This is a genomic window from Nocardioides sp. YIM 152588 (assembly GCF_040191335.1).
In the GTDB taxonomy this organism is placed as follows: domain Bacteria; phylum Actinomycetota; class Actinomycetes; order Propionibacteriales; family Nocardioidaceae; genus Nocardioides.
In genome coordinates, this window is the sequence record NZ_JBEGDJ010000058.1 from 1 (window position 1) to 26554 (window position 26554).

Genomic DNA, 26554 nt, shown 5'->3' on the forward strand with positions numbered 1-26554 from the left:
GGCGGGGACGGCGGGGCCGGCGGGGCCGGCGGGGACCCCGGCCTGGTCGCGCTGGTCGCCGACCGCGCGCGCTACTCCGACGCCGGGGAGCTCGTCGCCGGCCTGACCCGGCGCGGCCTCGTCGCCGGCGGAGCGCTCACGCCCGCCGGCCGGGACCTGGTGTCGGGCCTGCAGCAGCGGATCGCCGTGCTCACGGCCCCGCTCTGGAGCGACCTGCCCGCGGACGACGTCGCCGCCACCGAGCGGATCCTGGGCACCGTGCAGGAGCGGGCGCGGGCGGTGCTGGCCGCCGTCTCCGGCTGAAGCTGCGGGGCCCCGCGTGGGCGGGGGCGCGGGAGTGGGGTCGTGTGCCTGAGGACCCGGAATAGCGATGTCTCAGGCACACGACCCGCCACCCAGGGACGTCAGGCACACGACCCGCCACCACCACCGCACACGCGCACCTGGACGCGGCGAGGCCGACGTAGGACGGTGGTGGGGAGCCCCGACGAGGAGGCGAGCGTGGACGAGAACGACGTCCGGGGGCGGACGTACAACTACCTGCGGCTGGCGATCGTTGCGGTGACCGGCGGGCTGTTCGCCTCGCTCGCCCTGGAGTGGACGACCGCGCGGTGCCTGCAGACCTCGATCAGCGCGTACTACTACACCCCCGTGCGGGCGGTGCTGGTCGGCGCGCTGGTGGCGATCGGCGTCGCGCTCGTCGCGATCTGGGGACGGAGCCCGGTCGACGACGCCTTCATGAACCTGGCCGGTCTGTTCGCGCCCGTCGTCGCCTTCGTGCCCACTGCGACGGCCAACCGGTGCAGCGTCGTCTCCGCGACCGGTGCCGAGATGGATGCCGGACCCTTGGACCTGGCGCGTCAGCCGGCGGCGGCCGTCGCCGCCGGTGCGCAGGAGGCGGTCGACAACAACATGTGGGCCTACTTCCTGGTCGTCGGGGCGAGCCTGGCGGTGATGGCCTGGCTGCGCCGCGGCGCGCTCGGCGACCTGCGCGAGGCGATGTCGCCCTCGTGCCCGCGCTTCCCCTACCTGCTCTCGTTCGCGCTCGCCATCCTCTTCTGGGTCGTCGGCGTGGGCGCGTACGTCGGGTGGCGGGACGGCTTCTACGCCCGGGCGCACGACGTCTCGGCGATCGCGCTGTTCCTGTCGATCATCGTGGTGGTCTTCGCGTGCGCCTACCTCCACGCGCGCTGGGGGACACCCCGGAACCCACGGCCCGACGGCTACTGGGACGGCCTCACCGACGAGCAGCGGAAGCGCGCGGTGCTGAGCGACCGCTACGCGCTCCTCGGCTACGCCATGGTCGGCACGGTCGTCCTCATCGGCGGGTACGAGCTGCTCGTCGGCTGGCGCTACTGGGTGCTCGCGCTGGAGGCGGCGCTGATCGCGCTCTTCCTCGTGTTCTGGGTGATGCAGACCGCCGACAACTGGTACGCCGACGAGCCGGCGCCCGCGGCGACCTAGCGCAAGCCCCAGACCCTCCGCCGGGGCCCCGCGCGCGGACCCGGCGACGGTGTCGTGACCGCCGTCCGCGACGATGGGCGCATGGCTCGCGTTCTCGATCTCACCAGCGACATCCCCGCCACCCCGGTGGCCCCGGACACGGTCCTCGACGGCACCCCGACGGCCGGCTCGCGGTCGCTCAGCGCCGTCTCCGGCGCCGAGGTCGGGGTCTGGGAGATCACCCCGGGCACGGTGACCGACGTCGAGGTCGACGAGGTCTTCGTCGTGCTGTCGGGATCGGGCTCCGTGACCTTCGAGGACGGCGAGCGGATCGACCTCGCCCCCGGTGTGGCGGTGCGCCTCGCCGCGGGGGACAGGACCACCTGGGTGATCCGCGAGACCCTGCGCAAGGTCTACGTGGCCTGATCCGCCCGGCCGCTGCGGGCCGGGCGCGCGCGGCTCACTCCTCGAGCGAGGCCAGCGCCTCCGCGCGGGTCTCGTGCACGCGCAGCGCCTGCAGCAGCCCGGTGATCGACAGCAGCCGGTGGGCCGTGCCGGGCGGGCACACGACCGCGAAGGGCGTGCGCAGCACGCGGGCCTTCTTGTGGGTTCGGACGAGCACGCCGAGCCCCGAGGAGTCGATGAAGTCGAGGGGCGTCAGGTCCACCACGAGCGCCGTGGCGCCGTCGATGAGCGGTCGCTCGATGGCGGCGCGGGCGGCGCCCGCGGACATCAGGTCCAACTCGCCGCTGAGCGTCACCACCGTGGCCGCGTCGCGGTCGTCGGTGGTGATGGTGAGTCCCTCAGCCGCGAGGTCCTCGGTGCTGCCGGTCATGTCTTCTCCTCCGGACGGTTGAGTAGCCTCCTACCCATCCGCGGCGGGTTCACACCAGCGATCAGGTGCGTTCTGGCGCGAGGTAGGCGCGCAGCATCGTCGTCAGCTCGTCGAGCAGTGCCCGGTCGCCCCGCGCGTCGGCCGCGAACGCCTCGTGCATCGCGCCGTCCGCGGCGAAGAAGACCGTCCGCGCCACCAGGTCCGGCGCATCGGCTTCGACGAGCCCGACGACCGTCAGCAGCCGGTGGACCTTCGCGACCATCCGCTCCTTGTGTGCCCGGGCCCGGTCGAGGTGGGCCAGCGTCTGCAGGGTGGCCCGCAGCGCCCGGGTGCCCGCCTGTTCCCGGTAGACCCGGGCGACGGCGTCGAGGACCGTGCCGACCGGGTCCTCGGGCGGTCCCGCGGCGGCTGCGGCGATCAGCTCGTCCAACCGCGCCTCGTGCCGTGCGTGGTAGACCGCGGACAGTGCCGTCACTACCGCCTCGCGGTCGGGCAGGTACTGGTAGAGCGCGCCGACCGACACCCCGGCCTCGTCGGCGACCCGGGGGAGCGTGACGGCATCGACGCCCTCCCGGGCGAGCAGTGCGTGGGCGGCCGCGATGGCCCGCTCCACCTTCTGCTGGGAGCGCGCCTGTGTCGGGACCCGGCGCAGTGCCGTCGCGAGGGCGGCGCTGTCGGTCTGGGTGGTGGTCACGAGATCTCGAATCAAAGTTGACTTTGGTTTGTTGTCTGACCACGATAACAGCCATGAGTGACCGGGATCACGCACGCGCGGCCGTGGCGACGGCCAGCCGGCGGCTCGCCCAGGAGGGCCTCCTGATCGGCACCGCGGGGAATGTCAGCCTGCTCTTCGACGGCCCGACCGGGCCGGAGGTGGCCGTCACCGCGACCGGCGTCGTCCTGGGCGAGGCCACGGCGCGGGAGGTGAGCGTTGTCGCGCTCGGCGGCGAGCACCTCGACGGGGACCTGGCGGTGACGTCGGAGATCGACCTCCACCTCGGGGTGCTGCGGGACCGTGGCGGAGCGGTGGTGCACACGCACTCCGTCGTCGCGACCTCGCTCTCCCTCGTCCTCGACGAGCTGCCGTGCGTGCACTACCAGCAGCTCGCGCTGGGCGGCGCCGTCCGCGTGGCCCCGTTCGCCGTGTTCGGCTCCGCCGAACTGGCCGAGGCCGTCCGGGTCGCCCTCGAGGGGCGCCAGGCCGCGATCCTCGCCCACCACGGCACCGTCGCGCTCGGCCGCGACCTCGACCGGGCGATCGAGAACGCGCTGCTGCTGGAGTGGGCGGCCGACCTCTACTGGCGTGCCGCCGCCGTCGGCAGCGGCCGACCGCCCCGGACCCTCAGCGAGGACCAGCAGGTGGCCGTGATCGAGGCCGCGCTGGCGCGTGGCTACGGGACGACCCGGGAGGCGGGCCGGTGACCACCGACGTCCTGGGCGAGCCGCTGGCGACGGGACGCAGCGCGCTCGTCTACGCGTGGCCCGACCACCCGGACCGGGTGGTGAAGGTCTTCCCGCCGGCCTATCCCGACGCCCTGGTGGACGCCGAGCTGGCGGCGAGCACCGAGGCGGCGCGGCTGGTGGCCAACGTGCTGCCGTGCCACGGTCGGGTCCAGGTCGACGGTCTGAGGGGGCTGGTCTTCGACCGCCTCCACGGCGACTCGCTCACCCGTCAGGCCGAGCGCAACCCGCTGAGGGTGCGGTCCGGCGCCCGCGTCCTGGCCCGTGAGCACGCCACGCTGCACGACGTGGCGACCGAGCGGTTCCAGGAGGTCCGCGCCGCCGCCGTCGCGGCGCTCGACTCCGCTCCGATGGAGTTCCTCAGCCCTGAGCAGCGCGCCGCCGCGGCGGCGATGATCGTCGCACTGCCCGCGGGGGACCGGCTGCTGCACATGGACTTCCACACCGAGAACGTCTTCGCGCACGGCGCCGGGCACGTCGTCATCGACTGGCAGACCACCCTGCGCGGCAGCCCCGCCGCCGACGTCGCCGCGACCGTCCTGCTGCTCCGCGACGCCGAGCTGTGGCCTGGTACGCCGTGGCTCAAGCGCGTGCTCGTGGGCTTCGTGCGCCGTACGGTGCTCGACGCGTACCTCGGTGAGTACAGGCGACGCACCGGCATGACCATGGCCGAGATCGACGCGTGGCGGGTCCCGGCGCTGGTGCTGCGGATAGCGCTGCTGGACATCGACTCCGAGCGGGACCGGTTCCGCTCGGAGCTCCTCGCACTGATCGGTGCCCGCTGATGGCCGACCACCGCGGTCCCGTGCCGTTCACCATCGGCCGCTTCACCGAGTCGCCCACGGGACCGGCCCCGGTCGACCTGCTCGTCGTCGGCGGCGGCATCACCGGCGCGGCCGTCGCCTACCAGGCGGCCGTCTCCGGGCTGCGCGTCGCGCTCGTCGAGGCCGACGACTTCGGCGGCGCGACCTCGGCGGCCACCGGCAAGCTGATCCACGGTGGGTTGCGCTACCTCAAGCGATTCGAGGTCGGGCTGGTCCGCGAGTCGCTGCGCGAGCGCCGCGTGATGAGCAACATCGCGCCGAACCTGATCGACACCTACCCGACGGTGCTCCCCGACGCCGACCTGGTGATGCGCGCCGGCCTGACGGCGTACGACGCCCTCTCGTTCGACCGCAACCGGGTGCTCGACCCCGCCAAGCGGATCCCGCGCCACCGACGCCACGGCGAGGGTGGGCTGCTCTACCACGACTGCCTGATGATCAGCCCCGAGCGGCTCACGCTGGCGTTCGTACGCTCGGCGGCCGCCGCGGGCGCGCTGGTGGCCAACCATGCCCGGGCCGGGGAGCTGCTCACCGATGGCGGCCGCGTGGTGGGCGCACGGGTCCTCGACCGCCTGAGCGGGCACGTCCACGACATCCGTGCGGGCGTCGTCCTCAACGCCACCGGCCCCTGGGCGTTCGACACCCTGGCCACGACGCCCCTCACCAAGGGCAGCGCGGGCGAGGCGCCGACGGTGCGCTCCGAGGGCATCTACCTGATCACCCGCCGCCTGACCGATGTGATGACCCTCCACGTCACCCCGCACGGGCACTTCTCCTCCGCGCCCTGGCGCGGCCACAGCATGATCGGCCCGACCGAGCGGGCCTACCGCGGAGCGGCGTCGGACTGGCGCCTGACCACCGAGGGCGTCGAGGAGTTCCTGGCCGTCGTCAACGGCTCCGGCCTGGTGCCGGTCCGCCTCGGCCTCGACGACGTGCTGCACGCGTACGGGGGCCTCCGCCCGCTCACCGAGGAGGCTGGTGAGGACACCTACCACGCCTCCCGGGGGGCGGAGGTGATCGACCACGAGGACGCCGAGCACGGTCGCATCGCGGGGCTGATCACGGCCGCGGGCGGCAAGTACACGACCAGCCGCGCGTTCGCCGAGCACGTGCTGCCGATGGTGGCCCGGAAGCTGGGCCGCCGGCTACCGAGGGTGCGGACCGACGCCGTCGGCCTGCACGGGTGCACGACCGGGCCGATCGAGGAGTACGTCGCCGCCAGCACCGCCCGCAACCCCGACTTCTCCCCGGAGACCGTCCGCCACCTCGCCCGCCACCACGGCACCGAGCACGACGCGGTGCTGGCCCTGGCCCGTACCGACGCCGCCCTCGGCGGTCCGCTCGACGCGGACGGCGAGATCCTCGCCCAGGCGGTGGTCGCCGCGCGGCACGAGTCCGCGCGGACGCTCGCCGACGTGCTGCTGCGCCGCACCGGCCTGGGCACGCTCGGCCACCCCGGCCTCGACGTCCTCGAGCTCGTCGCCGAGGTCGTGGGTGTCGAGCTCGGGTGGGACGACGCGCGGCGCGACGCCGAGGTGCGTGACGTCCACGCGCGGCTCACGCTGCCCTGGCAGCGCTGAAGGCGGTGCCGAAGGTCCCTTCCCCGGTCCCGCGCCCCGGCGGCATGATCGGCTGACGGACAGGAGGCCGGCGCGGCGGCGGGCCGGGGCACGGGATGGGCGACCAGGGCACCAGGGCGGGGACCGCTGCGGCGGTGGCCGGCTCGTCGACCGTCCTGTTGACGCTGGCGTCGGCGCAGTTCCTGATGACCCTCGACAGCTCGGTCATGAACGTCTCGATCGCGACCGTCGCCGAGGACGTGGGCACCGACGTGACCGGCGTCCAGACCGCGATCACCCTCTACACGCTGGTGATGGCGTCGCTGATGATCACCGGCGGCCGGATCGGCCAGAAGATCGGCCGCAAGCGCGCGTTCGTGCTGGGCTGCCTGGTCTACGGCGTCGGGTCGGCGACCACCGCGCTGGCCCCCAACCTCTTCGTCCTCCTGATCGGCTGGTCCATCCTCGAGGGGGTCGGCGCGGCGCTGATCATGCCCGCGGTGGTGGCGCTGGTCGCCTCCAACTTCGGCGCCGCGGAGCGGCCCCGCGCCTACGGGCTGGTGGCGGCCGCCGGCGCGATCGCCGTCGCCGCGGGCCCGCTGATCGGCGGCCTGCTGACGACGTACGCGTCCTGGCGCTGGGTCTTCGTCGGCGAGGTCGTGATCGTCCTCGGCATCCTGCTGCTGACCGGCCGGATGGCCGAGAACCCGGCGGAGCCGGGGCGGCTGGACCTGGTCGGCACGGTGCTCTCCGCGACCGGCCTGGCGCTCGTCGTGCTGGGGATCCTCCGCTCCGGCTCGTGGGGCCTCATCCTCGCCAAGCCGGAGGCGCCGACCTGGATCGGCCTCTCCCCGGTGATCTGGCTGGTGCTCGGCGGCGGCCTGGTGCTGGGCGGGTTCCTCTCCTGGGAGCGGCGCCGGATCGCGGGCGGACTGCCCGTGCTGCTGGACCCCGACCTGCTCGGGATCCCCCGGCTGCGGGGCGGGCTGACGTCGTTCTTCTTCCAGTACCTGCTCCAGGCGGGCCTCTTCTTCTGCGTGCCGCTCTTCCTCTCGGTCGCGCTCGGGCTCTCCGCCGTCGAGACCGGTGTGCGGATCATGCCGCTGTCCCTGACGCTGCTCCTCGGCGCGGTGGGCATCCCGAGGTTCTTCCCCGATGCCTCGCCCCGGCGGGTGGTGCGACTCGGGTTCGCCGCCCTGCTGGCCGGGATCGTGGTGCTGATGGGCGCCCTGGAGTTCGGCGCCGGGCCGGAGGTCGTCACCGGGCCGCTCCTGCTCGCGGGCCTGGGCATCGGTGCGCTCGCCTCGCAGCTCGGCGCGGTCACCGTCTCCGCGGTGCCGGACGAGCAGAGCGGCGAGGTCGGCGGGCTGCAGAACACGCTGACCAACCTCGGCGCGTCGATCGGTACGGCGCTGGCCGGCGCCGTGCTCGTCGGCGCGCTGACCTCCTCGTTCCTGACCGGCATCCAGGAGAACGACGCCGTGCCCGCGGACCTCGCCTCCCAGGCGGAGGTCGATCTTGCCGGCGGCATCTCGTTCATCCCCGACGACGCGCTGGCCGGGGCGCTCGACGACGCCGGCGTGACCGGTTCGACGGCCGACGCGATCATCGACGAGAACGCCGCCTCCCGGCTCGACGGGCTGCGCAACGCGCTCGGCGTGCTCGCCCTGCTGGCCCTGCTCGCGCTCTTCTCCACCGGCCGCCTGCCGACGCGGCAGCCGGGCTCACCGGCGTTGCGCGACGTCCCCTAGGTTGGGCCCGTGGGACGCGGGCAACGGATGCTGGTCGAGGCGGAGCGGTGGTGGGACCGGCGGCGCCGCAGCCGGCGCGCCGACCAGCCACCCGCCCGGTTCCGGATCGAGACCTACCTCGGGCACGGATCGGCGGCCGGGGTCGTGGTCCGCGGCCGCGTCCTCGACAACCCACCGCCGTCGCCCGCGCTGGAGGGGGAGAGCATCGGCGCCGCGATCCGGCGCAGCGTCGGCCAGTTCCTCACCGACGAGCTGCCCGGCGTGCCGCTGCGGATCCGTGTGGGCGACGCGGAGGTCGAGGCGGTCAGCGACGACGAGGGCTACTTCCGAGCGGACCTGGCGCCGGGGCCGCCGGACGGTTCCTGGACCGGCCCGTGGGTCGAGGGGTGGGTGGAGCTCGCGGAGCCGTACCGCGGCCTGGAGCCCGGCGACCGCACGCCCCTGATGGTGCGCATCCCCGGACCGGCCGCCCGGTTCGGGGTGATCTCCGACGTCGACGACACCATCCTCGAGACGGGCGTGCAGCGGGTCGGCCGGATGCTGCGCAACACGCTGACCGGGTCCGCGCTGACCCGCACGCCGTTCCCGGGCGCCGCCGAGCTCTACCGCGACCTCGAGGACGGCGCGAACCCGTTCTTCTACGTCTCCTCCAGCCCGTGGAACCTGCACTCCTTCCTGGTGGCGTTCCTGGAGCACCGGGGCTTCCCGCTCGGCCCGCTGCTGCTGCGCGACCTGATCGGCACCGCGGCCGGCCGGGCGCCCAAGCGGGACCGGATCGACGAGGTCCTGGCCCGCCACCCGGGCCTGCCGTTCGTGCTGATCGGCGACTCCGGCGAGAAGGACCCGGCGATCTACGCCGACACCGTCCGCCGCCACCCGGGCCGCATCCGCGCGGTCTACATCCGCGAGGTGCGGCTCGACCCGGGGGACGGCCGCGTCGAGGCGGCGACGGACGGCTGGGACGAGGACGTCCCGTTCGTGCTCGCCGCCGACAGCGACGCGGTACGCCGGCACGCGGCCTCCATCGGCCTGCTGGCCGGGCGGGCCTGACCGCCCGCCGCCAGAGAATGTGGGCTGCGTCACTCTGTCCCGCTCGCGCGGCGTACAGTCGGACGATGGTCCGCGTGCTCGCCATCGCCGACGAGGAGGCGCCCAACCTGCATGCCCAGGCGCTGCGGGACCTGGCGCCCGACCTCGTCCTCTCCGCCGGCGACCTGACCTGGGACTACGTGGAGTACGTGGCCTCGGCCGTGGACGCGCCGGTGGCGTTCGTGCCCGGCAACCACGAGCCGGCGATCCCGCGGGTGAAGCAGGCCCGCAACGGCACCTACGTGTGCGACGGCATCGTCTGCGACGCGCCGCGCCCGCACGGCGCGCTCAACGCCGACCGCACGGTGCTCGAGCTCGCCGGACTGCGGATCGCCGGCCTCGGCGGCTGCGTGCGCTACCGCGAGGGACCGCACCAGTACACCCAGCACCAGTACCGGCGCCTCGCCCGCCGGCTGGCCCGCCGCGCGCGGCGCGCGGGCCCCGTCGACGTACTGCTCACCCACGCGCCGCCGTTCGGTCTCGGCGACGGCGACGACCGGCCGCACGTGGGCATCGAGGCGCTCCGCGACGCGATCGAGATCCTCTCCCCGACGTGGCACCTGCACGGCCACATCCATCCCTACGGGCATGCCCAGCCGGACCGCCGGCTCGGCGCCACCACGATCGGCAACGTGATCCCGTGGCGGATGTTCGAGATCGAGCCGCGCCAGGCGGCCGGTCGTGCGCGCGCGGGCAGAATGGTCGAGTGATGAGGGACAGCGGATTCCCCCGCGCCGACGCCGAGAGCGACTTCCTGCGGGCCCGCCGCCAGGCCAGCCTCTCCGCGCTCGCGCACCGGCTGCGCGGCGACGCCGACGACAGCGGGGAGACGCTGTCGTTCTCCGAGGTGGTCGAGGCGCTGGGCAGGCGCGGCGCGCGCCACGTCGGCCTGCGGGAGATCCCGCTGGACGCGATCGTCGGCTCCGTGGACAAGGTGCGCGACTTCGACCGTCGCTTCCGGCCGACCTCGAACCGCAGCCGCGAGCGCTGGGAGCGGATGGCCCTCAAGGCGCGCACCGGCACCTCGTTCCCGCCGATCGACGTCTACCAGCTCGGCGACCTGTACTTCGTCCGCGACGGCCATCACCGCGTGTCGGTGGCGCGGGCGCTGGGTGGCGCCGCGATCGAGGCGGACGTGACCGAGGTCCAGACGGTGATCTCGACCGAGGGGATCGGCGGCAAGCGCGACCTGGACGGCAAGAACTGGGGCCTGCGCTTCCTGCAGCGGGTGCCGCTGACCGGGCGGCGACGGGCGGAGATCAACTGCAGCGACCCGACCGACTACCACCGGCTCGCCGAGATGATCGAGGCCTGGGCGTGCCGCCTCATGCACCGCGAGGGCGCCTACTTCGACAAGCCGACGATGGCGCGGCGCTGGTTCGACGAGGAGTACACGCAGGTGCTGGAGCTGGTCGACGAGGCGGGCGTGCGCGGGAGCGACGAGACCGGCGCCGACGCCTACATCCGCGTCTCCCACGAGCGCTACCGGCTCATCCGCGAGCACGAGTGGAGCCGCGAGGTGATGCAGCTGGTCGCGGAGAGGGGCAGGCCCCGCCGCCGGTGACCGGCGGCGGGGCCTGCGCCCCCTGTCGTCCCTGTCGCCCTACGTGGCCGCGTGCGCCCCGGCCTTCTCGACGGTCAGGTTGGCTCCGGAGCTGGCGTCGAAGACGTGCATCTTCTCGGTGTCGACCGCCAGCGAGGCCTCGGCGCCCTCCGCGACCTGCGACGCCGCGTCGAGGCGGGCGGTCACCTGGATGCCGTCGCCGTGCATCTCCTGCCCGGCGTCCTTGGCGAGCTCGTCGAGGTCGCTGGCATGCGCCTCGGTGCCGCGGACGTTGAAGTAGGCGTAGATGTCGGAGCCCATCGACTCGACGACGTCGATGTCGACCTTGAAGGTCGGCTTGCCGCCGCCGCCGCCGAGGTCGGCGTCCTCGAAGTGCTCGGGACGGAGCCCGATGATGACGTCGCGCCCCTTCGAGCCCTCGACCGCGCGGCGCACCCGGTCGGGCATCGGGATCTTGCCCAGCCCGCAGTCGAGGCTGTCGCCCGCGATCGTCGCGGGCAGGAAGTTCATCGACGGGGAGCCGATGAAGCCGGCGACGAAGAGGTTCGCGGGCCGCTGGTAGAGCTCGGTCGGCGAGCCGACCTGCTGGACCACGCCGCCGCGCATCACCACGACACGGTCGCCGAGCGTCATCGCCTCCGTCTGGTCGTGGGTCACGTAGAGGGTCGTGGTGCCGAGGGTCTTCTGGATCCGCGACACCTGGGTCCGCATCTGCACGCGCAGCTTCGCGTCGAGGTTCGACAGCGGCTCGTCCATCAGGAACGCCTTCGGACTGCGCACGATGGCGCGGCCCATCGCCACCCGCTGCCGCTGGCCACCGGAGAGGTTGGCGGGCTTCCGGTCGAGGTGGGCGTTGAGCTCCAGCAGGCTCGCGGCCTCGTCGACCTTCTGGCCGATCGTCGCCTTGTCGACGCCGGCGAGCACGAGCGGGAACGCCATGTTCTCCCGCACGGTCATGTGCGGGTAGAGGGCGTAGGACTGGAAGACCATCGCGATGTCGCGGTCCTTGGGCGCCTTGTCGTTGACGACGGTGCCGTCGATCTTGAGCTCTCCGGAGGTGATGTCCTCCAGGCCGGCGACCATGTTGAGGGTGGTCGACTTCCCGCACCCGGACGGGCCGACCAGGATGATGAACTCGCCGTCCTCGATCTCCAGGTTGAAGTCGTCGACGGCCAGTGCCCCGTCGGGATAGCGCTTGACGACGTGGTCCAAGACGATTCCTGCCACGAGGTGCTCCTTTCCTGGGGCCAGGGCGTCAGCCCTTGACCGCTCCCGACGTGAGCCCAGCGACGATCCGGCGCTGGAAGAACAGGACGAAGATGACGATGGGGATGGTGATGACGACCGCGGCCGCGGCGATCGCGGCGGTCGGCTTCTCGAAGGTGGTCGCGCCGGTGAAGTAGGACATCGCCGCCGGCACGGTGCGGGCGTTGTTGGTGGAGGTCAGCGAGATGGCGAACAGGAAGTCGTTCCAGCAGGCGATGAAGGCGAGGATCGCCGTGGTGAACACCCCGGGCATGGCCAGCGGCGCGATCACCTTGCGGAACGCCTGGTACGGCGTCGCGCCGTCCATCTTCGCGGCCTTCTCCAGCTCCCAGGGGATCTCCCGGAAGAACGCCGACAGCGTGTAGATCGCCAGCGGCAGCGCGAAGGTGACGTAGGGGATGATCAGGCCGAGCCAGGTGTCGAAGATCCCGATCGCGGTCTCGATCTTGAACAGCGGGGTGACCAGGGCGATCTGCGGGAACATCGAGACCAGCAGCGCGGTGGCCACGATCGTCCTCTTGCCGGGGAACTCGAGCCGGGCGATGGCGTAGGCGGCCATGGTGCCCAGCACCAGCGCGATGAACGTCGAGATGAGGCAGATGCCGATGGAGTTGATCAGCGCCCGGATGAAGTCGTCGTTCTGGAAGATCGTCGAGTAGGCCTCGCCCGTCGGGTTCCGCGGCAGGTAGTTGCCGTCGTTGAGGGTGTCGTCACCCTTGAGGGAGAGCGAGATGATCCAGACGACGGGGATGAACGCGTAGAGCAGGACGACCAGGTCCGCGGCGGCCCAGCCGAACTTCTTGCCCGTGGTCTCCGTTGCGGCGGTCATCGTGCCTCTCCTTGTCCCGGCGCCGCCGCGCCGAAGAGCTTGACGAACAGGAACGCGATGATGGCGGTGGTGAGGAAGATGAGCACCGCCATCGTGGATCCGATGCCGAGGTTGAGCCCCCGTATCAGGTTGTTGTAGGCGATGATCGAGACCGATGAGGTGTCGTTCGCGCCGTTGGTCAGCACGTAGATGTTGTCGAAGATGCGGAACGCGTCGAGCGTGCGGAAGAGCAGTGCGACGAGGATCGAGGGCTTGATCAGCGGCACCGTGATCCGCCAGAACCGCTGCCAGGCGTTGGCCCCGTCCATCGAGGCCGCCTTGAGCAGGTCCTCGGGGACGAGCGCGAGGCCGGCCATCAGCAGCAGCGCCATGAACGGCACCGTCTTCCAGACCTCGGCCAGGACGATGATCCACAGCGAGGGCCAACGTTCGGTGAGTGGTGCGCTGTCGCCGGCCAGCCAGCCGATGCCCTGGGTCCAGGCGAACCGCCAGGAGAACGCGGCCACCACGGTCACGATGCCGTAGGGGACCAGTGCCGAGGTGCGGACGATGCCGCGGCCGATCAGTGTGCGATGCATGACCACGGCCAGCGCCATGCCGAACGCGAGCTCGAGCGTGGCACCGACGATGGTCAGGAACATCGTCACGCCGAAGGCCTGCCACCAGATGCTGCTGCTGAGCACGGTGACGTAGTTGTCGAACCAGATGAACTCGTTGGCGTCGGGCGTTCGCAGGTCCGCCCGGAAGAACGAGAGGTAGATGGCGTAGAGGATCGGGTAGGCGGCCACGGCGAGCATCACGATGACCGCCGGCGCGACCAGCATCATCCCGAGACGCGCCTCGTCCCGCTTCCCCTCGCTGGCCCGCCGCTTGGCGGTCTTGATGTCGGCCTCGGCCTCGGTGGTGGTGCTCACGGCAGGATCCCCTTCCCGTCGATCGCGTCCTGGATGGAGCTCTCGAGGTCGTCGGCCGTCTGCTGGGGGTCGATCGAGGTCGGCGGCGAGAGCGTGGTGGAGACGATGGTCGAGATGTTCTGGTAGAGCGGCGTCACCGGTCGCGGCACCGCGGTCTCCAGCTCGTCCAGCATCACCTCGTACATCGGGTAGGCGTCCTGGAACTCCGGCTCCTCGTAGACGCTCGGTGCCACCGGCGGGTCACCGGACTCCAGCGCGGTCTGCAGCTGGTGCTCGGGGGAGCGCAGGCACATCGCGGCGTCGTAGGTCTCGTCGGGGTGCTTGCTGTACTCGCTGATCGCGTAGTTCATCCCGCCGAGCGTGGCCCGGGCATCCTGGCCGCCCTCGAACTCGGGGAGGCGTGCGAAGCCGAGGTCCTTGGCGATCTCCGGGTCGGCCTGCCGCATCGCCGACAGGACGTAGGGCCAGTTCACGATGAAGGCCGCCTCGCCGTTCTGCATCTGGGCGAAGACCTCGGGCTCCTGGCTGTTCCCCAGGGACTTGCTGGCCAGGTCGCTGGTCGCGAAGTTGCTGAGGATGTCCAGCGCCTCCACGGTCTTGTCGTCGACGGTCGGCGCGCTGCTGTCCTCGTTGACGAGGGTGCCGCCGAGCGAGGCGAGGATCGTGTTGAAGACGACCACGTAGCCCTCGTACTGCGCCGCGGTCATGCCGATGATGTGCGGCTTCCCCTCATCGGCGAGCTTCTGAGCCTGCTCGACCACCTGCTCCCACGTCGTCGGTGCCTCCGGTACGAGCGACTTGCGGTACCAGAGGATCTGGACGTTGGTGTGCTTCGGGATGCCGTAGAGCTTGTCGTCCCACGTGGCGGTGTCGATGGTCGGCTGCAGCGTGTCCTCGGTGGCCGCGGCCGCCTGGTCGCCGGTGATCTCACGGATCCACCCGGCCTCGGCGAACTCGGCCGTCCAGGTGACGTCCATGCCGAGCAGGTCCATGCTGTCGTCCTGGGCGGCGAGGCGGCGGACCATCTGCTCGCGCTGGCCGTCGGCGTCGCTGGGCAGCAGGTTGCCGACGATCTCGTACTCGCCGCCCGCCTGCTCGTTGCAGTCGGCGATGATCTTGTCGAAGCCGGCGGCAGAGGCGCCGCCGTAGAGGTTGATCACGGGTACGCCGTTGTCGTCGCCGCCGCACGCGGCGAGTCCGCCGAGTGCGAAGGCTGCGATGCCGAGGGCTGCGTAGGCCTTCCGTCTCGCTTCGTGACCGGGGTGTCGCATCAGGTGGTGCCTCCTCCGAATCGAATCGGCCGGGCATGTGATGGTCGTCACATCTGATTCGAACGTAGGCCCTACACGGACTAGACCGCAACAGGCCACTCCGACTTTGCGAAGTCGTTACCCGCCGGAGGTTGCGCCGTCGGGGAAGGTCGGATTCAGCGGATCCAGGCGGCCGCGTCCACGGGCAGGAGGCCGTCGACCGGAGCGGCGCTGGCGACGAGCAGATCGCCCGCCGGCAGCGGGATCGGGGCGGCGCCGAGGTTGGCCACCACCCGCACCGGACCGCCGTCCGGCGTACCGATCTCGAAGGCCAGCACGTCCTCGCCGAGGTCGAGCCACGTGAGGTCACCGAGCCCGATCCCGAGGTCGCGGCGGACCCGGAGGAGCGCGCGGTAGAGCTCCAGCGTCGAGCCCTCCACCCCGGCCTGGCGGTCGACGGCGAGCTCGCCGTAGGCCGCGGGCTGGGGCAGCCAGGCGTTGTCCGCCGGCCCGAACCCGTACGACGGCGCGTCGGCCTCCCACGGCACCGGGACCCGGCACCCGTCGCGGCCCCGGTCGGCACCGCCCGAGCGCAGCCAGTGCGGGCACTGCCGGACCTCGTCGGCCAGCTCGGTCGCCTCGGGCAGGCCGAGCTCCTCGCCCTGGTAGAGGTAGGCGGAGCCGGGCAGCGCCAGCATCACGGTGGTGGCCGCGCGGGCGCGCCGCAGCCCGGCCTCGGCGTCCGGCTGCGGGTCGCCGGGGCCGATGCCGCCCATGTGCAGCGGGCCGGGCACGGGGGCGAACCCGAGCCGGGAGGCGTGCCGCACCACGTCGTGGTTGGAGAGCACCCACGTCTGCGGGGCGCCCACCTCGGCGACGGCGGCCAGCGACGCGGTGATCTCCTCGCGCAGCTCGTCCGCGATCCACGGGGCGGTCAGGAAGCCGAAGTTGAAGGTCTGGTGCAGCTCGTCGGCGCGGACGTAGTGGGCCAGCGCCTCGGTCGGCCACACCCACGCCTCGCCGCACAGGATGCGGTCGGCGTCCTCGCCCGGGACGGCGTAGGAGTCGGTGACCGAGCGCCAGCGCCGGTAGATGTCGTGGACGCCGGGCTGGTCCCACATCGGCAGCGCGCCGGTGCGCTCGGTGCGCAGCGCGGCGGCGTCCGGCGGCACGTCCGGCAGGCCGGGCACCTTGACCAGCCCGTGCGCGACGTCGATCCGGAAGCCGTCCACGCCCCGGTCCAGCCAGAACCGGATCACCGACTCCATCTCGTCGGCCACCTCGGGGTTGGTCCAGTCGAAGTCGGGCTGGGTGACGTCGAACAGGTGCAGGTACCACTGGCCGGGCCGCCCGTCGGCCTCGGTGACCCGGGTCCAGGCCGGGCCGCCGAAGTTGCTCAGCCAGTTGTTCGGCGGCAGCTCGCCGTCCGCCCCGCCGCCGTCCCGGAAGACGTACCGGGCGCGGGCCGGGCTGCCCGGCGGCGAGGCGAGCGCCTCGACGAACCACGGGTGCTCGCTCGAGGAGTGGTTGGGCACCAGGTCGAAGAGCACCCGCAGCCCGAGCTCGTGCGCGCGCTCCAGCAGCGCGTCGGCGTCGGCCAGCGTCCCGAAGCGCGGGTCGACGTCCCGGTAGTCGGCCACGTCGTACCCGGCGTCGTTCTGCGGGGAGGTGTAGAACGGCGAGAGCCACACGGCGTCGGCACCGAGGTCGGCGACGTGGGCGAGCCGCGCCGTGATCCCCGGCAGGTCGCCGAGCCCGTCGCCGTCGGCGTCCGCCCAGGACCGTGGGTAGATCTGGTAGATCACTGCGTCCCGCCACCACTGCCGCTGGTGGTTCCCGGCCGGCTGCTCTGCCATGCGTCGCCTCCCTGCTCCGCGGTTCCGGCCTCGATCATGTCGAAGCTCGGTGGTCCCGTCGAGGGCGAGCGGGGCGCCGGGGTCCAGACCGGTGAACCGCTCCGCCGCGAGGGGCTGGACCCGCGGCCGGGTCGCCGTATCGTGGTCCCCATGAGCGGCGCGGCGGCGGCGGGCACCGACGCTGCGGGCCTGTCCACGCTCCGCGCCGACCGGGTGGCGATCGCGCCGATGGCGATCGCCGGCGGCATCTGGGGCTTCATGTACGTCTTCGCCGGCGTCCCCGGCGCGGCGCTCTGGCCGTGGTCCTACACGCTGCTCGCGATCGCCAACTTCTGGGCGTTCTCACGTCTCGGGTGGACGCTGGCGCTGGACCTGCAGCTGCTGCTCAGCCTGCTCATCCCGTGGCTGCTGATGCTCGACCTGGGCGGCTTCCAGGCCTCCGGCGCCGTGATGCTGTGGTCGCTGATCGCCCCGATCGCGGCGCTGCTCGCCCACGGCGCGCGGCGGGCGGCCGCCTGGTTCGTCGCCTACGCCGTGCTGGCGCTGGCCGCGGCGCTGCTCGAGGGGCGGCTGGACGCGGTCGACATGGGTCCGCACTGGGTCGCCACGTTCTTCTTCATGGACATCGTGGGGGTCACGCTGGTCGCCTGGCTGGTCACCGTCCGCTACTCCCGCCAGGTGGAGGGGCTGGTGGAGTCCGAGCGCGAGGCCCGGCGCGAGGCCGAGGGCGCGACCCGGGCCAAGAGCGAGTTCCTGGCCAACATGAGCCACGAGATCCGCACCCCGATGAACGCCGTGATCGGGATGAGCAGCCTGCTGGCCACGACCGACCTGGACGGCGAGCAGGCGGAGTACCTGGCCTCGGTGCGCAACAGCGCGGAGGTCCTGCTGGCGACGATCAACGACGTCCTCGACTTCTCCAAGGTCGAGGTCGGCCGGCTGGAGATCGAGCGCGGCCCCACCGACCTCCGCCAGGTCGTCGAGTCGAGCCTCGACGTGGTGGCGCCGCTGGCGGCGCAGAAGCGGCTGAACCTGGTGTACGACGTCGCGCCCGACGCCCCCGACCGCATCCTCACCGACGGGCACCGCCTCGGTCAGGTGCTGGTGAACCTGCTCTCCAACGCGGTCAAGTTCACCGAGTCCGGCGAGGTCTGCCTGGTCGCCGTCGCCGAGCCCGGGGACCGCCTCCGCTTCTCCGTCCACGACACCGGGATCGGCATCCCGGACGACGCCGCCGCCCTGCTGTTCGACTCCTTCACCCAGGTGGACGCCTCCACGAGCCGCCGCTTCGGCGGGACCGGCCTCGGGCTGGCGATCAGCCAGCGCATCGTCGGCCTGCTCGGCGGCACGATCTCCGTCGACAGCGAGGTCGGAGTCGGCTCCACCTTCTCCTTCACCATCCCGGCCGCGCCGGTGTCCTCGGGCGCGGAACGGTCCCTCCAGGAGCCGCTGGCCGGGCGGCGCGCCGTGGTCGACGTCGTGCACCCCGTCGACCGGCGGCTCGTGGAGGGACTGCTCCGCTCGTGGGGGATGGAACCGGTGGCGGCGGGCGCCGCGGACGCCTCCGCCGACGTCGTGGTGGCCGACGACGGCGGACGGACACCCGCCGCCACGGGGGTGCCGGCGGTGCTGCTGACGCGGCTGGGGGCGGAGCCGCCGGACGCCGGCTCCGCCGCGGCGACGGTGACGAAGCCGGTCCGGCGCTCCGCGCTCCGCGACGCGCTGGCCCGGGCGCTCACGGGGGAGGGCGGGCACCCGCCCGGCGGCGCGGCCGGGAGCGTGCTGGACGAGGGGTTCGCCCGGGACCACCCGCTGCGGATCCTCGTCGCCGAGGACAACCCCACCAACCAGCGGCTGCTCAGCCGGGTGCTGGAGCGGCTCGGCTACGCGCCGGTGCTCGTCGACGACGGCCTCGCCGCGGTCGCGGCGGTCGCCGAGGGCGCCGCCGACCCGACCGGCGCCCCCGCGATCGACGTGGTGCTGATGGACGTCCAGATGCCCGGTCTCGACGGCCTCGCCGCCGCCCGCCGGATCCGCGCGGAGATCGGCGAGCGTCCCTGGATCATCGCGGTCACCGCGAACGCCACCGACGAGGACCGCGAGGCGGTCGCCGCGGCGGGCATGAACGACCACGTCGGGAAGCCGATCCGGCCGGCGCAGCTGCTGGACGCCCTCCGTCTCGCCCACCTCCGGGTGCGGCCGAGCCCGGTGCAGGGCGCCGGCGGGCCCGTGGCCGGCGCGGCGGCGGTGATCGACACCGCCGCCCTGCGGCGGCTGGTCGACCTGACCGGGGACCGGGCCCTGGTGGCGTCGCTGGTCGCGGCGTTCCCGGCCGAGGCGGAGGGTCTGGTCGCCGCGGCCGGACGGGCCTGGCCCGACGACCACGAGGCCGCCCGCCGCCACGCGCACAGCCTCAAGTCCAGCGCGGCGAGCCTCGGCGCCCTCGAGGTCGCCCGCGACGCCGCCGCCCTCGAGGCGGCCGTCGACGGGAGCCCGCCCGGGGAGGTCGAGCGCCTCCTGGGGATCCTCGCCGCGTCCGTGACCCGTGCCACCGGAGCGCTGGAGGTCCTCGATGACTGGTGAGCCGTCGGCGACGGCGCCCGGCCCGGACGGCGCGCCGGGGAGCGAGCCCGCCACCGTGCTGGTGGTCGACGACACCACGATCCCGCGGGTGGCGCTGGCGCGCGGCGTCGAGCGGGAGGGGCACCGCGTGCTCCAGGCCGCCGACGGCCGGGAGGCGCTGCGCGTGCTGGCGGAGCAGCCGGTGGACATGGTGCTGCTCGACCTGGTGATGCCCGACCTGGACGGGTTCGGGGTGCTGGAGGCGATGCGCGCCGACCCGGCCCTGCGGCGGATCCCCGTCCTCGTGGTCTCCGCCAGCGAGGCCACCGAGGACGTCGCGCGGGCGATCGGGATGGGCGCCATCGACTGCCTGCCCAAGCCGTTCGAGCCGGCGCTGCTGCGCGTCCGGCTGCGGACCGCGCTGGAGCAGCAGCGGCTGCGCCGGCTGGAGCAGGACTACCTCCGCCAGGAGCTCGCGCTGCGACAGCAGGAGCGCCTCGCGATGCTGGGCCGGCTCAGCGCCGGTCTCGGTCACGAGCTCAACAACCCGGCCGCCGCCGCCCTCGCCTCCAGCCGACGGCTCCGCGAGGCGGTCGTCCGCGCCGACGAGCTGATGCCGATGATCGCCGCCGACCCGCACTGCTCCGAGCTGGTCGCCGCCGCGACCGCGGCGCTCGGCTACCAGGACGGCCCGGGTGCGCCGGGCGCCGGCCGCCCCCAGTCGGAGCGCGTCGATGCGGTCGAGGCGGCGCTCGCGGCTCGCGGCGTACCGGAGGCGTGGCGGTTGGCCGACGAGCTGGCCGGCGCCGGGCTCGACGGTGACGTGGTGGAGCGCGCGCTCGACACCCCGGCCGACCCGGTGCTGGCGACCGAGTGGCTGCGGGTGCGGGCGGAGGTCCGCGCGGCCGTCTGGCGGATCGCGACCAGCGTCGAGCGGATGGCCGGGCTGACCTCGGCGCTGCGCCGCTACAGCTACCTGGACCGGGCGCCGCAGCAGGACGTGGACGTCCGCACCGGGATCGAGGACACGCTGACGATCCTGGCCCACAAGGTCCCCGCGGGCGTCCGGATCGAGCGCGACCTCGGCGAGCGGGTGCCCCGGATCGAGGCCTACGGCGGCCAGCTCAACCAGGTGTGGACGAACCTCGTCGACAACGCGCTCGACGCGGTCGGCGACGAGGGTCGGATCACGGTGCGGGTGCGCCCGGCCGCCGGCGGGGTCGAGGTCGTCGTCGCGGACGACGGCGGCGGCATCGCCCCGGAGCTCCTCGCGGACGTGTTCGACCCGTTCGTCACCACCAAGCCGCCCGGGCAGGGGACCGGCCTCGGTCTCAACGTCGCCCACCAGATCGTCACCGACGTCCACGGCGGGCGCCTGACGGTCCAGTCCGCCCCGGGCCGCACGGCCTTCACCGTGTGGCTTCCCCTCCGCTCCCCGGAGCGCTCCCCGAAGGAAGCCGATGGCAGCCCACCAGACCCCTGAGCAGGCCGCGGAGCGTGTCGACCGCGCCCAGCCGCCGAGCATCGTCGTGGTCGACGACGACCCGCCCGTGGTGGACGCGGTCGCCGCCGACGTCCGCGCCCGCTACGGCGACCGCTACCGCGTGGTCACCGCCGGCGGGGGCCCCGAGGCGCTGGCGGCCGTCGAGCGGATCACGCGCCGGGGCTCGGTCGTGGCGCTGGTCGTCGCCGACCAGCGGATGCCCGGGCTGACCGGGACCGAGCTGCTGGCGCGCGCCAAGGAGCTCCAGCCGGACCTGCGCTCGGTGCTGCTGACGGCGTACGCCGACACCGACGCGGCCATCTCGGCGATCAACGAGGTGGGGCTGGACCACTACGTGCTCAAGCCGTGGGACCCGCCCGAGGAGCGCCTCTACCCGGTGCTCGACGAGCTGCTGGAGTCCTGGCACGCGACGCGCACCCGGCTGGAGCCCGGGCTGCGGGTGGTCGGCGACCGGTGGTCGGCGCCGTCGTACCGGCTGCGCGACTACCTGGCCCGCAACCAGGTCCCGTTCCGCTGGGTCGACCCCGCGGGGCCCGACGCGGGCCCGCTGCTGGCGGCGCTGCGCGCGGACGGGGTGCGGCTGCCGGCCGTGGTGCTCGAGGACGGCGAGGTGCTGGCCGATCCGAGCGTCACGGAGGTCGCCGAGCGCCTGGGGCTGGGGCAGCGCGCCGAGGTCGACCACTACGACCTGGTGGTGATCGGCGCCGGCCCCGCCGGGCTGGCGGCGGCCGTCTACGGGGCCACCGAGGGGCTGCGGACGATCGTGGTCGAGGCCGAGGCGCCGGGCGGTCAGGCGGGGCTCAGCTCGCGGATCGAGAACTACCTCGGGTTCCCCCAGGGCATCTCCGGCTCGGAGCTGGCCCGCCGGGCGTTCGCGCAGGCCAGGCGGTTCGGGTCGACCCTGGTCGCGCCGCACCGGGCCTGCGGGCTGCGCGCCGAGGACCCCTACCGCGTCGTCCTCCTGGACGACGGCAGCGAGCTGCACGGCGGCGCGGTGATCGTGGCGACCGGTGTGGAGTACCGGCGGCTGGACGTCCCCGGGGTCGAGGCCGTCACGGGCGCCGGCGTCTACTACGGCGCCGCCTCGACGGAGGCGCCCGCGATGGCCGGCGAGCGCGTGGTGGTGGTCGGCGGGGCGAACTCGGCCGGCCAGGCCGCGCTCCACCTGGCCGGCTTCGCCGACGAGGTGGTGATCGTGGTCCGCGCCGCCGACCTCGCGGCGCGGATGTCGCGGTACCTGGTCGACCGCATCGAGGCCGCTCCGAACATCCGCGTGCAGGCCGGGTCGACGGTCACCCGGGTCGACGGCGCGGTCCAGCTGGAGCGGGTCCACCTGAGCACGCCCGACGGCGAGCAGGTGCTCGCGGCACGCGGGATGTTCGTCTTCATCGGCGCCCAGCCGCGCACCGACTGGCTGGCCGACGCGGTGGTGACGGACGAGCTGGGCTTCATCCCGACCGGACCTGCGCTGGGTGCCGACCGCTGGGCGCTGGAGCGCGACCCCTACCTGCTCGAGACCAGCCTGCCCGGCGTCTTCGCCGTCGGCGACGTGCGCGCCGCCTCGGTCAAGAGGGTCGCCTCAGCCGTCGGCGAGGGGTCGGTCGCGGTGCAGTTCGTGCACCAGGTCCTGACCGGCTGAACGCGAGTCGGCACAAACTGACGGCCCGGGTGCCCCGAGTCGGCAGAAACTTCCTGCCGACTCGCCCGGATCGGTCCAGACCGGCGCGTCAGTTTGTGCCGACTCGCGCTCTCACTGGGCGGCGGCCCAGGCGGCGGCCGCGGCCTGGATGTCGGGGTAGCGCTCGGCCATCCGGGCGGCCAGCGCCTGCGCGGCCTTGAGCGGCCGCACCATCACCATGAAGTCCACGATCCGCCCGTCCTCGTCGTACACGAGGAAGTCGCAGCCGGTGATCGCCAACCCGTCGACGCCGGCCTCGAACATCAGCGCGTGGTGGGCGCCCTCGCGGATCTCCCGGACGTAGTGCAGGTCCTCGAAGACCTCGACCACGGCCCGCAGGATGGCGATGGTGATGGCCTTGCCGGGGTAGGGCGAGAACGCGACCGGGCTGCGGAAGACGACGTCGTCGGCGAGCATCGCCTCGACGGCGTCCAGGTCCTTGCTCTCGACGGCTTCGCGGAAGGTGGTCACAGTGCCTCGCAGTCGGGTCGGCGGTCGGGTGGTCGGCCCGACGGGCGAGCCAGTGCGATCGTAGGCCGCCGGCCGCGTCCGCGTCAGTCCGGGCGCGGACCGCCCTGGTGCGCGTGACGGTCGGCGAGGTGGCGACGCATCAGCATCGTGGCGAGCTCGACGTCGCGGTCCAGGGTCGCCCGGACGATCGCGGCGTGCTCGCTCCAGGACGGCTCGACGGCGCCGCTCACGCCGCCGACCAGGTGGTGGGCCTGGTTCCTGACGGCGCGGAGGGTGTCGGCCAGGAAGCGGGACCCGGTGCCCGTGCTGAGCAGCTCGTGGAAGCTGTCGTTGAGCCGGCCCAGCGCGTCCCGGTCGCCCGCGCCGACGGCCTTCTCGCCCTCGTCGAGGTAGTCGCTCAGCCGCGCCATGACCTCCGGGTCGTCGCGCTCGATCGTCTGCCGGACCGCGATCATCTCGAGTGCGACCCGGACCTCGCGCACGGTGGCCAGCTCGTCGCTGTCGAGCTCGACGACCCTGACCCCGCGTCGGGGGAGGGACTCCAGCAGGCCCTCGGCCTCCAGCCGGCGGAACGCCTCGCGCACCGGCAGGCGCGAGACCCCCAGTCGTTCGGAGATGGCGAGCTCGCTCAGGCGCTCGCCCGGGGCCACCTCGCCGCTGAGGATCAGCCGCCGCAGCTCGTCGACGGTCTCATCGCGGAGTGAGCGGTGGCGGGTGCCCACCGAGGTCATCTTGGACCGCCTTTCGCTGCCCTCGACGGAGGGCGATTGGATACCCCATACCTAGGTTGGGGGTGGCGCTCATGGGCCACGCTGCGGTCAATGTAGGCCATGCCGCGCCCGGCCGGTAGCGTCCCGCGCCCCTGTTGTCGCTGTTGAGGACGCACAACGCCGTTGTGAAACACGCCGTTCACCGCAGGCGAGGTCCAGTGAAACGTATTCTGGATACAACATCCATATGACCGCTACCTATACCTCCATCCCCGCGACCGGCGCCGGGGTCGTCAACGTGAAGCAGCTGGACCACATCGTCCTCCGGGTGACGGACCCGGAGCGCTCGATCGCCTGGTACGTCGAGAAGTTCGGCTTCCTCGTGCACCGGCTCGAGGAGTTCCGCGCGGGCACCGTCCCCTTCCCGTCCGTGGAGATCTGCCCCGGCCAGATCATCGACCTGGACGCGCGTCGGGAGGCCACCGGCACGAACCTCTCCCACTTCGCCGTGGACATCGAGCCCACGGACCTGGTGGCGCTGAAGGAGTCGGGCGTCTTCGAGGTCATCGACGGCCCGTACCGCCGCTGGGGCGCCCGCGGCCCGGCCGACCTGGTCTACGTGGCCGACCCGGACGGCAACACGATCGAGCTGCGCCACTACGGCCCGTCGCAGGTAGAGGCCTGATCCCGGTGTCCCGTCCCCTGGCGCGACGCGCCGTCACCACCGGCACGCTCGGCGCGGTCGCTGCCGGATCGCGCACGGCCGCGGGCATCGGCCTCGCGGCGCTGCACAGCGGCGGCAACGCCTTCGACGCCGTGGTCTCGGCGGCTCTCGCGGAGACCGTCGCGCTGCCCTCGAAGTGCGGGCTCGCCGGTGACGTGGTGGCGCTCGTGCGCCGCGCGGGGAAGGACACGCCCTCGTCGCTGATCGCGCTCGGGGGCGCTGCCGCCGGGCTGTACGCGGCGGCGGAGGCCCAGGACTGGCGGGTCGCCCCGACCGGCGGGCTGTCGGTCGGGGTGCCGGGCGCACCGGCCGGGTACGACGCGCTGGCGTCCTACGGACGACTCGGCCGGGAGCGGCTGGTCGCGCCGGCTCGGGCCCTGGCCGAACGCGGGATCATCTGGTCCCCGCTGACCGAGCTGCTCGCCCACGAGTCGGCGGAGCTGCTGCGCTCGCACCAGCCGCAGGGCTGCGTCTTCGCGCCCGCGTCGGGCCCGCGCGCGGCCGGCGAGGTGGTCCGGCTCCCGCGGATGGCGCACCTGCTCGAGGCCTTCGCCGACCTCGGCGCCGACCTCTTCCACGGCGACCTCGGACGGACCGTCGCCGAGCGGGTCGCCCGGGCCGGCGGCGTGCTGACCGTCGAGGACCTGCGGTCCGTCGAGGTGCTGGAGGAGCCGGCGCTCCGGACCACCTCGGCCCGCGGCCCTCTGTGGGCGACCCGGGCGCCGACGTACGGTGCCGCACTCGCCGATGCGCTCGGCGGGCGGGACGCCGACGAGCTCACCCCTGCCGTGGTGGCCGACTCGCTGGCGCGCCAGTCCCGGGGGGAGCCGGTCGGCGCGGAGGGGACCTCGACGGTCGCTGCCGCCGACGCCGAGGGCAACGCCGTCGTCCTCGTGCACTCGAACTCCTTCCCGCAGTTCGGCAGCGGGCTGGTCGTGGAGGACCTCGACCTCGTCCTGTCGAACCGCGCCGGCCGCGGATTCACCTTCCGCGCCGACCACCCGAACGCGCCGACGCCGGGGCGGCGGCCACTCACGACCTTGCACGCCTGGGGGATGCCCACGGCCGAGGGCGACGGCGGCTGGCTGCTCGGCGCGACGCCGGGCGGCGAGCAGCAGGTGCCCTGGAACGTCGGCCTGCTCCAGCACCTGCTGCGCCACGGCACCGCGGAGGCGGCGTTGGGCGATGCGCTGGTGACGCCGCGCTTCCAGCTGTCGGGCGACGGGTCCGTCCGCCGGGAGGGCGAGGACCTGCCGCACCTGACGGCGCGCTCCAGCCACACCCTCGTGCGTTGGTCGCCCGATCGCGTCGCCGCGGCGGCGGACCCGCGCTGGGACGCTGCGGCGGTGGCGGCGTGAAGGCGGTCGCCGTGGCCGGCACCGGTGCCATCGGCACGGCGGTGGCCTCGGCGCTCGCGGCGGGCGGGGTCGACGGTGCCACCCTGGTCGCCACGCTCGACTCGAGGTCCACGCCCGCCGAGGTGGCGGCCGCACTGGACCTCGCGGACGTCCTGGTCGAGGCCACCACCGTGGAAGCCGCGGGCTGCGTCGTGCCCGCCGCCGTCGCGGCCGGCGTCGACGTGCTGGTGTGCTCCTGCGGTGTCCTCGCGGATCCGGCCGTGGTGGACCGGCTCGCCGCGGGCCCCGGCCGGGTGCTGCTGCCGGCGGGTGCGCTGGGCGGGTTCGACGTCCTGACCGCTGCCACCCGGGCGGGCGCCGACCACGCGACGGTCCGGCACACCACGGTCAAGCGGCCGGCCGCGCTCGGCGTGACCGAGCCCATCGGCGAGCCCCGCGAGGTCTTCCGCGGCTCCGCCCGCGAGGCGGCGCGGGCGTTCCCGCGCACGTCCAACTCCTCGGTCGCGCTCGCGTTCGCGACCGTCGGTCTCGACCGGGTCGAGGTGGTGGTGGTCGCCGATCCGACTGCCGAGCAGACCCGGCACGTGGTCACCTTCGACTCGCCCGTCGGACGCTACGAGCTGTCGTTCGTCAACGCGGTGGACGACGCCTCCGGGGGACGCACGTCGCGGATCACCGCCTGGTCGGTGCTCGAGACCCTGGCCGCACTGGCCGTCGGTGTCGGGCCCGGAGCGGTGGTGCTGGGATGAGCGCTCCGGACCCCTGGCTCCTGGGCATCGCCCAGGCGCTCTACGAGGACCTGCACCGTCATCCGGAGCTGTCCGGTGAGGAGCACCGGACCCAGGCCCGGGTCCGCGAGGCGCTCGCCGGCACCGGTGCGGAGATCCGGGCGTGCGGCGGGACCGG

25 protein-coding genes are annotated in these 26554 nt (G+C 73.5%); 16 read left to right on the forward strand and 9 right to left on the reverse strand.

Annotated features, from left to right (window positions below; genetic code table 11):
* From ABLM29_RS19165 to ABLM29_RS19175, 3 genes are all read left to right on the forward strand, one after another.
* Positions 1–303 (forward strand): helix-turn-helix domain-containing protein (locus tag ABLM29_RS19165; RefSeq protein WP_502889279.1); only part of this gene is annotated, 303 nt, incomplete at its 5' end.
* Between the two features lie 198 nt (positions 304–501).
* Positions 502–1464 (forward strand): hypothetical protein, encoded by a 963-nt coding sequence (locus ABLM29_RS19170; protein WP_349716140.1) that lies wholly within the window; start codon positions 502–504, stop codon positions 1462–1464.
* 81 nt (positions 1465–1545) lie between these two features.
* Positions 1546–1869: a cupin domain-containing protein gene (locus ABLM29_RS19175; RefSeq protein ID WP_349716141.1), complete on the forward strand. Its 324-nt coding sequence runs from the start codon at positions 1546–1548 to the stop codon at positions 1867–1869.
* 34 nt (positions 1870–1903) lie between these two features.
* On the opposite strand, the gene ABLM29_RS19180 is transcribed toward ABLM29_RS19175, so the two are convergent.
* Positions 1904–2278 (reverse strand): STAS domain-containing protein, encoded by a 375-nt coding sequence (locus ABLM29_RS19180; protein ID WP_349716142.1) that lies wholly within the window; start codon positions 2276–2278, stop codon positions 1904–1906.
* A gap of 61 nt (positions 2279–2339) precedes the next feature.
* Positions 2340–2972: a TetR/AcrR family transcriptional regulator gene (locus ABLM29_RS19185; protein WP_349716143.1), complete on the reverse strand. Its 633-nt coding sequence runs from the start codon at positions 2970–2972 to the stop codon at positions 2340–2342.
* Positions 2973–3025: 53 nt separating this feature from the next.
* On the opposite strand from ABLM29_RS19185, the gene ABLM29_RS19190 reads away from it, so the two are divergent.
* The 7 genes from ABLM29_RS19190 (at position 3026) to ABLM29_RS19220 (ending at position 10526) form a co-directional block, all read left to right on the forward strand.
* Positions 3026–3700, forward strand: coding sequence for a class II aldolase/adducin family protein (locus ABLM29_RS19190; protein ID WP_349716145.1), 675 nt, complete (start codon positions 3026–3028; stop codon positions 3698–3700).
* Complete coding sequence (locus ABLM29_RS19195) at positions 3697–4524, forward strand: phosphotransferase family protein (RefSeq protein ID WP_349716146.1); 828 nt, start codon at positions 3697–3699, stop codon at positions 4522–4524. The genes ABLM29_RS19190 and ABLM29_RS19195 overlap by 4 nt, the downstream gene beginning before the upstream one ends.
* Positions 4524–6143, forward strand: coding sequence for a glycerol-3-phosphate dehydrogenase/oxidase (locus tag ABLM29_RS19200; RefSeq protein ID WP_349716147.1), 1620 nt, complete (start codon positions 4524–4526; stop codon positions 6141–6143). The genes ABLM29_RS19195 and ABLM29_RS19200 overlap by 1 nt, the downstream gene beginning before the upstream one ends.
* Before the next feature lie 95 nt (positions 6144–6238).
* Entirely contained in the window at positions 6239–7873 is a 1635-nt protein-coding gene (locus ABLM29_RS19205; RefSeq protein WP_349716149.1) for an MFS transporter, read from the forward strand.
* Between the two features lie 9 nt (positions 7874–7882).
* Entirely contained in the window at positions 7883–8923 is a 1041-nt protein-coding gene (locus tag ABLM29_RS19210) for an App1 family protein phosphatidate phosphatase (protein ID WP_349716150.1), read from the forward strand.
* Positions 8924–8988: 65 nt separating this feature from the next.
* Positions 8989–9672, forward strand: coding sequence for a metallophosphoesterase family protein (locus tag ABLM29_RS19215; RefSeq protein ID WP_349716151.1), 684 nt, complete (start codon positions 8989–8991; stop codon positions 9670–9672).
* Complete coding sequence (locus tag ABLM29_RS19220; RefSeq protein ID WP_349716152.1) at positions 9672–10526, forward strand: chromosome partitioning protein ParB; 855 nt, start codon at positions 9672–9674, stop codon at positions 10524–10526. Before ABLM29_RS19215 ends, ABLM29_RS19220 begins: the two co-directional genes overlap by 1 nt.
* Before the next feature lie 39 nt (positions 10527–10565).
* Here the strand turns inward: ABLM29_RS19220 and ABLM29_RS19225 are convergent, their stop codons facing one another.
* The 5 genes from ABLM29_RS19225 to ABLM29_RS19245 form a co-directional block, all read right to left on the reverse strand.
* On the reverse strand, positions 10566–11753 hold the full coding sequence (locus ABLM29_RS19225) for an ABC transporter ATP-binding protein (protein WP_349716153.1): 1188 nt from the start codon (positions 11751–11753) through the stop codon (positions 10566–10568).
* Between the two features lie 28 nt (positions 11754–11781).
* A complete protein-coding gene (locus ABLM29_RS19230) occupies positions 11782–12621 on the reverse strand; it encodes a carbohydrate ABC transporter permease (protein WP_349716154.1) in 840 nt (279 codons plus the stop codon).
* Positions 12618–13535 carry a carbohydrate ABC transporter permease gene (locus ABLM29_RS19235; protein ID WP_349716155.1) on the reverse strand — a complete coding sequence of 306 codons (918 nt, stop codon included), beginning with the start codon at positions 13533–13535 and terminating at the stop codon, positions 12618–12620. Before ABLM29_RS19235 ends, ABLM29_RS19230 begins: the two co-directional genes overlap by 4 nt.
* Complete coding sequence (locus ABLM29_RS19240; protein ID WP_349716156.1) at positions 13532–14806, reverse strand: ABC transporter substrate-binding protein; 1275 nt, start codon at positions 14804–14806, stop codon at positions 13532–13534. Before ABLM29_RS19240 ends, ABLM29_RS19235 begins: the two co-directional genes overlap by 4 nt.
* 155 nt (positions 14807–14961) lie before the next feature.
* Complete coding sequence (locus ABLM29_RS19245; protein ID WP_349716157.1) at positions 14962–16641, reverse strand: glycoside hydrolase family 13 protein; 1680 nt, start codon at positions 16639–16641, stop codon at positions 14962–14964.
* A 150-nt stretch (positions 16642–16791) separates the two neighbouring features.
* Here ABLM29_RS19245 and ABLM29_RS19250 point away from each other — a divergent pair, with 150 nt between their 5' ends.
* The 3 genes from ABLM29_RS19250 to ABLM29_RS19260 are packed head-to-tail and all read left to right on the forward strand — an operon-like array spanning position 16792 to position 22346.
* Entirely contained in the window at positions 16792–19224 is a 2433-nt protein-coding gene (locus ABLM29_RS19250) for a hybrid sensor histidine kinase/response regulator (protein WP_349716158.1), read from the forward strand.
* On the forward strand, positions 19214–20686 hold the full coding sequence (locus tag ABLM29_RS19255; protein ID WP_349716159.1) for a sensor histidine kinase: 1473 nt from the start codon (positions 19214–19216) through the stop codon (positions 20684–20686). The genes ABLM29_RS19250 and ABLM29_RS19255 overlap by 11 nt, the downstream gene beginning before the upstream one ends.
* The gene (locus tag ABLM29_RS19260) at positions 20664–22346 is read left to right on the forward strand and encodes an NAD(P)/FAD-dependent oxidoreductase (protein ID WP_349716160.1); all 1683 of its coding nucleotides are present in this window, start codon (positions 20664–20666) and stop codon (positions 22344–22346) included. The genes ABLM29_RS19255 and ABLM29_RS19260 overlap by 23 nt, the downstream gene beginning before the upstream one ends.
* A gap of 111 nt (positions 22347–22457) precedes the next feature.
* On the opposite strand, the gene ABLM29_RS19265 is transcribed toward ABLM29_RS19260, so the two are convergent.
* Together ABLM29_RS19265 and ABLM29_RS19270 are read right to left on the reverse strand one after the other, a co-directional pair.
* Positions 22458–22856 (reverse strand): nuclear transport factor 2 family protein, encoded by a 399-nt coding sequence (locus ABLM29_RS19265; protein WP_349716161.1) that lies wholly within the window; start codon positions 22854–22856, stop codon positions 22458–22460.
* Positions 22857–22939: 83 nt separating this feature from the next.
* Positions 22940–23587, reverse strand: a complete 648-nt coding sequence (locus ABLM29_RS19270; RefSeq protein ID WP_349716163.1) for a GntR family transcriptional regulator — start codon at positions 23585–23587, stop codon at positions 22940–22942.
* A gap of 226 nt (positions 23588–23813) precedes the next feature.
* On the opposite strand from ABLM29_RS19270, the gene ABLM29_RS19275 reads away from it, so the two are divergent.
* From ABLM29_RS19275 to ABLM29_RS19285, 3 genes are read left to right on the forward strand one after another with little or no spacing between them, the layout of a single operon-like run.
* Entirely contained in the window at positions 23814–24251 is a 438-nt protein-coding gene (locus tag ABLM29_RS19275) for a VOC family protein (protein ID WP_349716164.1), read from the forward strand.
* A 5-nt stretch (positions 24252–24256) separates the two neighbouring features.
* A complete protein-coding gene (locus ABLM29_RS19280; protein WP_349716165.1) occupies positions 24257–25648 on the forward strand; it encodes a gamma-glutamyltransferase in 1392 nt (463 codons plus the stop codon).
* Positions 25649–25659: 11 nt separating this feature from the next.
* On the forward strand, positions 25660–26397 hold the full coding sequence (locus tag ABLM29_RS19285; RefSeq protein WP_349716166.1) for an aspartate dehydrogenase domain-containing protein: 738 nt from the start codon (positions 25660–25662) through the stop codon (positions 26395–26397).
* Positions 26398–26554: the final 157 nt, after the last annotated feature.

Coding starts and splice junctions, on each gene's coding strand:
- ABLM29_RS19175 (WP_349716141.1), top strand. CDS start 1,546: ATGGCTCGCGTTCTCGATCTCACCAGCGACATCCCCGCCACCCCGGTG.
- ABLM29_RS19180 (WP_349716142.1), bottom strand. CDS start 2,278: ATGACCGGCAGCACCGAGGACCTCGCGGCTGAGGGACTCACCATCACC.
- ABLM29_RS19190 (WP_349716145.1), top strand. CDS start 3,026: ATGAGTGACCGGGATCACGCACGCGCGGCCGTGGCGACGGCCAGCCGG.
- ABLM29_RS19200 (WP_349716147.1), top strand. CDS start 4,524: ATGGCCGACCACCGCGGTCCCGTGCCGTTCACCATCGGCCGCTTCACC.
- ABLM29_RS19205 (WP_349716149.1), top strand. CDS start 6,239: ATGGGCGACCAGGGCACCAGGGCGGGGACCGCTGCGGCGGTGGCCGGC.
- ABLM29_RS19215 (WP_349716151.1), top strand. CDS start 8,989: ATGGTCCGCGTGCTCGCCATCGCCGACGAGGAGGCGCCCAACCTGCAT.
- ABLM29_RS19220 (WP_349716152.1), top strand. CDS start 9,672: ATGAGGGACAGCGGATTCCCCCGCGCCGACGCCGAGAGCGACTTCCTG.
- ABLM29_RS19230 (WP_349716154.1), bottom strand. CDS start 12,621: ATGACCGCCGCAACGGAGACCACGGGCAAGAAGTTCGGCTGGGCCGCC.
- ABLM29_RS19240 (WP_349716156.1), bottom strand. CDS start 14,806: ATGCGACACCCCGGTCACGAAGCGAGACGGAAGGCCTACGCAGCCCTC.
- ABLM29_RS19245 (WP_349716157.1), bottom strand. CDS start 16,641: ATGGCAGAGCAGCCGGCCGGGAACCACCAGCGGCAGTGGTGGCGGGAC.
- ABLM29_RS19250 (WP_349716158.1), top strand. CDS start 16,792: ATGAGCGGCGCGGCGGCGGCGGGCACCGACGCTGCGGGCCTGTCCACG.
- ABLM29_RS19255 (WP_349716159.1), top strand. CDS start 19,214: ATGACTGGTGAGCCGTCGGCGACGGCGCCCGGCCCGGACGGCGCGCCG.
- ABLM29_RS19260 (WP_349716160.1), top strand. CDS start 20,664: ATGGCAGCCCACCAGACCCCTGAGCAGGCCGCGGAGCGTGTCGACCGC.
- ABLM29_RS19270 (WP_349716163.1), bottom strand. CDS start 23,587: ATGACCTCGGTGGGCACCCGCCACCGCTCACTCCGCGATGAGACCGTC.
- ABLM29_RS19275 (WP_349716164.1), top strand. CDS start 23,814: ATGACCGCTACCTATACCTCCATCCCCGCGACCGGCGCCGGGGTCGTC.